Source organism: Streptomyces sp. M41(2017) (assembly GCF_002078175.1).
Taxonomy (GTDB): Bacteria; Actinomycetota; Actinomycetes; order Streptomycetales; family Streptomycetaceae; genus Streptomyces.
Genome location: NZ_MWFK01000003.1, coordinates 559,131 through 565,358 on the forward strand (window position 1 = coordinate 559,131; position 6,228 = coordinate 565,358).

Here is a 6,228-nt window from a genome sequence, read left to right on the forward strand (position 1 = left end):
TCAGTTCTCGCGGCTCGACAGGACTTCCTTGACCTTGGCGATGGCGAAGCCCCAGCCCTGCGACACGGTCGGCTTGCCGGGCACCGCCACCTCCTCCGGGTTGGTCAGCACGTCCAGCACGACCGGTCCGGGGGTGTCGAACGCGCGGCGCACGCTGTCGTGGAGGTCGGCCGGGTCGGTGACCCGGATACCGGTCAGGCCGAGGGCCGTGGCAACGGCGGCGAAGTCGGGGTTGTCCAGTTCGGTGCCGAACTCGGGCAGCCCCGCCTGCTCCTGTTCCAGCTTGACCATGCCGAGCCGCCGGTTGTCGAACACGACCAGCTTCACCGGGAGCCGGTACGTCTTGATCGTCATGAGGTCGCCCAGCAGCATGCTGAGGCCTCCGTCGCCGCAGAAGGCGACGATCTGGCGGTCCGGAGCCCAGAGCTGGGCGCCGAGGGCCTGCGGCATGGCGTTGGCCATGGAGCCGAGGTTGTAGGAACCGATCAGGCGCCGGGTGCCCGTCATGGTGACGAAGCGGGAGAGCCAGACGGTGGCCATGCCGGTGTCCGAGGTGAACACGGCGTCCTGGTCGGCGTACCGGTCGACCGCGGCGGCGAGCGCCTCGGGGCGGATCTCGTGGTCGCGGTTGTCCAGGCGGGCGCGCAGCTTCCCGGTCCAGCGGCGTTCGTGATCGGGTTCGGCCAGCCTCTGCTGGCCCTCCTGCCACTGCGTGAACCGGTTCCGTGCGTCGTCGAGGTGGGTGCGGTCGGAGGAACCCTTCAGCAGGGGGAGCAGGCCGCGCAGTGTCGCGCCGACGTCACCGGCGAGCCCCACGTCCACGGGGACCCGCCGCCCGAGGTGGTCCTCCCGGGCGTCGACCTGCACGACCTTGCAGTCCTTCGGATACCAGTCGCGGTACGGGAAGTCGGTGCCCAGCATGAGGAGCGCGTCGCCGTGGTCGAGGGCGTGCGCGGCGGCGGGGTTGCCGATGAGCCCCGTCTGGCCGACCTGATAGGCGTTGTCGCCCTCGAAGCCCTCCTTCGCCTTCAGGGTCAGCACCATCGGGGCGGAGAGCCGTTCGGCGGCGTCGAGCACCTCGGCGCGGGCGTCGCGGGCGCCGCGGCCGACGAGGAGGGTGACGCGGGAGGCGCTGTTCAGGAGGTCGGCGGCCTCGGCGAGCGCGGGGTCGTCGGGACGGGTGACGGCGCGGTCCAGGGCGAAACGGGTCGGCCGGTCCTCCGCGAGTTCCTGGTCGCCGAGGTCACCGGGGACCGTGAGGACGGCGACTCCGCCCTGACTGAACGCGGCGCGCACGGCCGATTCGAGCATGCGGGGCATCTGCTCGGGCGAGGTGACGGTGGCGCGGTAGACGGCGACGTCGCGGAAGAGGAGGTCGTTGTCGACCTCCTGGAAGTACTCGCTGCCGATCTCGGCGAGCGGGACCTGACCGCAGATCGCGAGGACGGGGGTCCGGCTCTTGGCCGCGTCGTAGAGCCCGTTGAGGAGATGGACCGAGCCCGGCCCCACGGTTCCCATGCAGACACCGAGCGTGCCCGAGAGCTGCGACTGGGCTCCCGCGGCGAAGGCTGCGGCTTCCTCGTGCCGGCAGCCGACCCAGTCCACCTCGTCCGTGGTGCGGATGGCGTCGGTCAGGGGGTTCAGCGCGTCCCCGACGACCCCGAAGACGTGCCGGACGCCCAGTTCCTTGAGTGCGTCGACGATCACACGGGCGACGGTACGTGTCACAGGAATGTCCTTCGGTCGGGTACGGCCCCTTGGCCGGCGGGGGAGGTTTCAGTGCGTGAAGCGGTCCGGGTGGGCCGCCTTCCAGTCGAGTGCCCAGCTGTCGGGGACCGATGCGAGGAGTTGTCCGGGTGTGAGCCATTCGTGGAGTTCGGCGTAGGAGCGCACGGTGTGCGGATCGACCCGCTGCACCAGCATGTGGGGGCGCAGGCCGTGCGGCTCGTCGACACCCATCGCGGCCATGATCTGCAGGGCGCTCTTCACCGTCGCCTCCTGGTAGCGCTGGACACGCCGGGACTTGTCCTCGACGTCGACGGCCCGTCCGCGTCGTTCGTCCTGGGTGGCGACACCGACCGGGCACGTGTTGGTGTGGCAGCGCTGTGCCTGGATGCATCCGATCGCGAACATCATGGCGCGGGCGGCGTTGGTGTAGTCGGCGCCCTGGGTCAGGCGTTTCACGAGGTCGCTGCCGGTGGCGACCTTGCCGCTGGCGCCGACCTTGACGCGGTCGCGCAGTCCGACGCCGACGAGGGCGTTGTGCACGGTCATCAGGCCTTCACCGAGGGGAAGTCCGACGTTGTCGGCGAACTCCAGCGGCGCCGCGCCGGTGCCGCCCTCGGCACCGTCGACGATGATGAAGTCGGGGGTGACACCCTCCTCCAGCATGGCCTTGCAGACGGCGAGGAACTCCCGGCGCGAGCCGACGCACAGCTTGAATCCGACCGGCTTTCCGCCGGCGAGTTCCCGCATGCGGCCCAGGAAGCGCATCAGTTCACGCGGGGTGCTGTACACGCGGTGGAAGGGCGGCGAGGTCACCGTCTGCCCCTGCGGCACTCCCCGGACCTCGGCGATCTCGGCGTTCACCTTGGCACCGGGCAGGACACCGCCGATGCCCGGTTTGGCTCCCTGGCTGATCTTCAGTGACACGCACTTGACCTGCGCGTGAGCGGCCTTGTCGGCGAACTTCCGCTCGTCGAATCCTCCGTCGTCCGTGCGGCAGCCGAAGTAGCCCGTGCCGATCTCCCAGACGAGGTCTCCGCCGGGACGCAGGTGGTACTCGGACAGGCCGCCCTCACCGGTGTCATGGGCGAAACCGCCGAGTCGGGCACCGGTGTTGAGAGCCAGGACCGCGTTGGCCGACAGGGAGCCGAAGCTCATCGCCGAGACGTTGAGGAGCGCCATGTCGTACGGCTGGGTGCAGTCGGGTCCGCCGATGCGGACGCGCGGTATGCCCTCGGGTACCGGGCAGGGGGCCATCGACGGGGTGAGGTACTCGCTGCCGGTCCGGTAGAGGTCGAGTTCGGTGCCGAACGGCTCCTCGGCCGCGGTCCCCTTGGCGCGCTCGTAGACGATGCTTCGGGTGTCGCGGTCGAAGGGCCGGCCGTCGAAGTTCCGCTCGATGAAGTACTGCTGGAGTTCCGGGCGAAGCGCCTCCAGCGCGAAGCGGAGATGTCCGAGGACCGGATAGTTCCGCAGCACCGAGTGCCGCCGCTGCACGAGGTCGTGGACGGCCACCGCCGAGACGAGGAGCAGCGGGCCCGCCGCGCACGCGTACCAGGGCGAGACGAGGACGGCGGCGACGAGGGCGCCCGCTGTCAGCAGGGTGAACAGGACGACAAGACGTATCTTCAGCACGACGTCCGTCTGTCCCCGAGCGCGCTCCCCAAAGCCCGTTCCGGGAACCGGCTGCTTTTCTTACCCTGCGTCTTACCTTTCGCCCCCCGGCGTGGCGTCGGGCCGGAGCTGGCGCTCGAGCTCACCCCGGATCTCGGACGGCAGTTCGCCCGTGCGGGCCCAGTCGACGATCAGTTCGGCGACGTGGCGCAGCTTGATGTTGGTGTTCTGCGAGATCGCCCGCACCGCGTCCCAGCCCTCGTCGGGGGTCAGTTGTCCGACGGCGAGGACGACGCCGATGGCCTGGTCGACGACGGCGTGGGACCGCACCGCCTGCTTGAGCTGGAGGTTCTCGCCCTCCAAGCGTGTCACCGCGGCCGCCGAGGTTTCGGCGGGCCGTGGGGTCTGCTCGGTCGTGTCCGTGTCGGACGTCAACGTCGCCTCCGAAGTCTTGGGAGTCCGGCGCCAGTTCACTTGGTTCTCTTGTCCAGAAATCCCGGCATCGTGCAGCCGACTTCGAGGGTCGGGCGTGGTGCCGGCTCTTTCAGGTGCCGGCGGGGGGTGCCGGTGTCCTGATCGGTGCGCTGTCGCGGTGCGCGTGGGCTTCCTGCGCGTCCGCGGGGGTGCCGCTGTGTCCGTTGCCGTCCTGGGCCATCAGCGCGAGCAGGTCGGCGACGGTCGGACCGGAGTCCGCCGGGTGACGGAGGGTGGTCCCCTCCTGGATCCGGTACTCGTTCGAACGGCCGTGCCGGGTGTGGGTGAGATAGCCCCCCTCCTCCAGGTCCGCGATGATCTTTCCGACGGCCCGCTCCGTGAGACGGCAGCGCGCGGCGATGTCACGGATGCGAGTGCCGCTGTCTTCGGCGATGGCGCCCAGCACGCGCGCGTGATTGGTGAGGAACGTCCATCCGGTGTGCGACTCGGGTACTTCACGCATCTCCGTAGGGTAGACACATTGTTCCGGCACGGCAAAGGGTGAATTCCAGTTCCTGTTTCCGGGCTCCATGCGGGTGGGCGAGCGCGCCGGCCGAGCGCCCTTACCTCCGAGGATCACGAACGCCCCCGCGGATCGCCGGGGCGACGCGGGGGCGTGAGGGCCGGAGCGGTGGTCCGTGTTCAGGCGAGGACGGCCGGCTTGAGCACCTCCTCGCACCACTGCGTGAACGTGGTGGGGGTCGCGTTGTCCGGAGTGCGGGGGACGCCGGCGTCGAGCCCCTCGTCCTTGGCGCGCATCATGTCCACCATGCCGCGGACGAACGCCTCGCCGAGGCCGTGGCCGGAGAGGGTGCTGCCGAGTTCGTCGAGCGACTGGCGCTCGTAGCGCACCGGCCGCCCGAGCACCTCGGACATGACCCTGGCCATGTCGTTCGCCGACAGATCCTCGGGGCCGAGGACCGGCACGCTGCCGACCCCGGTCCAGGAGCGGTCGAGGAGCAGTCCCGCGGCGACGGCGGCGATGTCCCGGGTGGCGGCCGACGGCGCCGTGCGGCCGGGATCGACGGTGTCGGTGAACACCCCCTTCTCCCGGATGCCGTCGACCTGGCGCAGCAGGTTGTCCATGAACGACGGGTTCGCGAGGGCCCGGTAGGCCACGCCTGTGCTCGCGACGAGGTCGTCCATGGCCAGGGAGGCGGTGACGAGTCCGGCCCGGTCCGCTGCGGGGGTGCCTCGGCCGAGCGCGGAGACTCCGACGACGTGGCCCACTCCGTGGTCGGTGAAGGCCCGCGCGGCGGCTTCGGTGAATCCGGTGAAGGCGGCTTCGAGGCTCTTGGCCCGCGGGTCGGGCGGGACGATCCAGAGGACGGCGTCCGCTCCGGTGAAGGCGCGGTCGGCCGCGCCCGGGTCACCGTGCGAGCCGACGACGACGTCGACCCGTTCACGGACGGACGCGGAGAGCTTGCCGGGGTCGCGCACGACGACCCGCAGATCCTCCCCGTTCGCGTCGCGGAGGAGGGTGTCGAGGACCTGACTGCCGATATCGCCCGTAGGCGTCGTGATGACGATCATGACTCCAGCCTGCGCGCGGGCCGGGCGGGCGTCCAATACCTCTCGGCGGACATTGATACCGTTGAGGTATGGATCTCGACCTGCGCAAGCTCCGGTACTTCGCCGCGGTCGCCGAGCATCGGCACTTCGGGCGGGCCGCCGAGGAGCTCTACATCGCGCAGCCCGTCCTCAGCCGGCAGATCCGCGCGCTGGAACAGGAGCTGGGCTGCGCCCTGTTCGTCCGGACGACCCGCAGCGTGCAGCTCACGCCGGCGGGCGAGCAATTGCGCCAGGAGGCGCCGGGGCTGCTCGCGAGCGTGGACTCGGCGGTCCGGCGCGTCCACGAGATCGGCCGCGGGGTGGAGCGGCTCGTGGTCGCGTTCACCGCCGGACTGCACGTGTCCGAGGCCGTGCGGGCGTTCTCCGCCGGACACCCCGACGTCGAGATCGAGTTGCTCCAGGTGAAGTGGTGGGAGCAGACCGCGCCGCTGCGCGACGGACGTGCCGACGTCGGGTATCTGCGCCGGCCGTTCGACGACCGGGGACTGCACGCCGTCCCCGTCGGCACCGAGCGGAAGGACGTCTGCCTGCCGGTGACCCATCCGCTGGCGCGTCGATCGTCGCTGCTCATGGCGGACCTGGAGGGCGAGTCGATCCTCGACGCGCGGGAGCGCCGTACGGCGTCGGTCGAGGAGAAGTTCGAGCTCGTCGCCGCCGGGCACGGCATCGCGCTGGTGCCCCGCAGCGTCGCGCGCTCCTACTCGCGGCCCGACCTGGCGCACCTCCCCGTGACGGACGCCGAGCCGGTCGACGTGTGCGTCGTGGTCGCCAGGGACCGGCGCGAGCGTCATGTCCGGGAGTTCGTGGCGATCGCGAGACAGACGCTGGGCGAGGGGGCCTCGC

The 6,228-nt window shown here is 70.8% G+C and carries 6 protein-coding genes; 1 reads left to right on the forward strand and 5 read right to left on the reverse strand.

The window, feature by feature from the left end; genetic code table 11:
* The 5 genes from B0675_RS39240 to B0675_RS39260 form a co-directional block, all read right to left on the reverse strand.
* Complete coding sequence (locus tag B0675_RS39240) at positions 1-1,728, reverse strand: thiamine pyrophosphate-dependent enzyme (protein ID WP_081224547.1); 1,728 nt, start codon at positions 1,726-1,728, stop codon at positions 1-3.
* 48 nt (positions 1,729-1,776) lie between these two features.
* Positions 1,777-3,357, reverse strand: a complete 1,581-nt coding sequence (locus B0675_RS39245; protein WP_107482993.1) for an FMN-binding glutamate synthase family protein — start codon at positions 3,355-3,357, stop codon at positions 1,777-1,779.
* 75 nt (positions 3,358-3,432) lie between these two features.
* On the reverse strand, positions 3,433-3,711 hold the full coding sequence (locus B0675_RS39250) for an ANTAR domain-containing protein (RefSeq protein ID WP_081224613.1): 279 nt from the start codon (positions 3,709-3,711) through the stop codon (positions 3,433-3,435).
* Positions 3,712-3,883: 172 nt separating this feature from the next.
* The gene (locus B0675_RS39255; protein WP_081224549.1) at positions 3,884-4,276 is read right to left on the reverse strand and encodes a helix-turn-helix domain-containing protein; all 393 of its coding nucleotides are present in this window, start codon (positions 4,274-4,276) and stop codon (positions 3,884-3,886) included.
* A gap of 179 nt (positions 4,277-4,455) precedes the next feature.
* Complete coding sequence (locus tag B0675_RS39260; protein WP_081224550.1) at positions 4,456-5,346, reverse strand: NAD(P)H-binding protein; 891 nt, start codon at positions 5,344-5,346, stop codon at positions 4,456-4,458.
* Between the two features lie 68 nt (positions 5,347-5,414).
* On the opposite strand from B0675_RS39260, the gene B0675_RS39265 reads away from it, so the two are divergent.
* On the forward strand, positions 5,415-6,228 hold an 814-nt coding region (locus tag B0675_RS39265), incomplete at its 3' end, for a LysR substrate-binding domain-containing protein (RefSeq protein WP_081224551.1).

Coding starts and splice junctions, on each gene's coding strand:
- B0675_RS39255 (WP_081224549.1), bottom strand. CDS start 4,276: ATGCGTGAAGTACCCGAGTCGCACACCGGATGGACGTTCCTCACCAAT.
- B0675_RS39260 (WP_081224550.1), bottom strand. CDS start 5,346: ATGATCGTCATCACGACGCCTACGGGCGATATCGGCAGTCAGGTCCTC.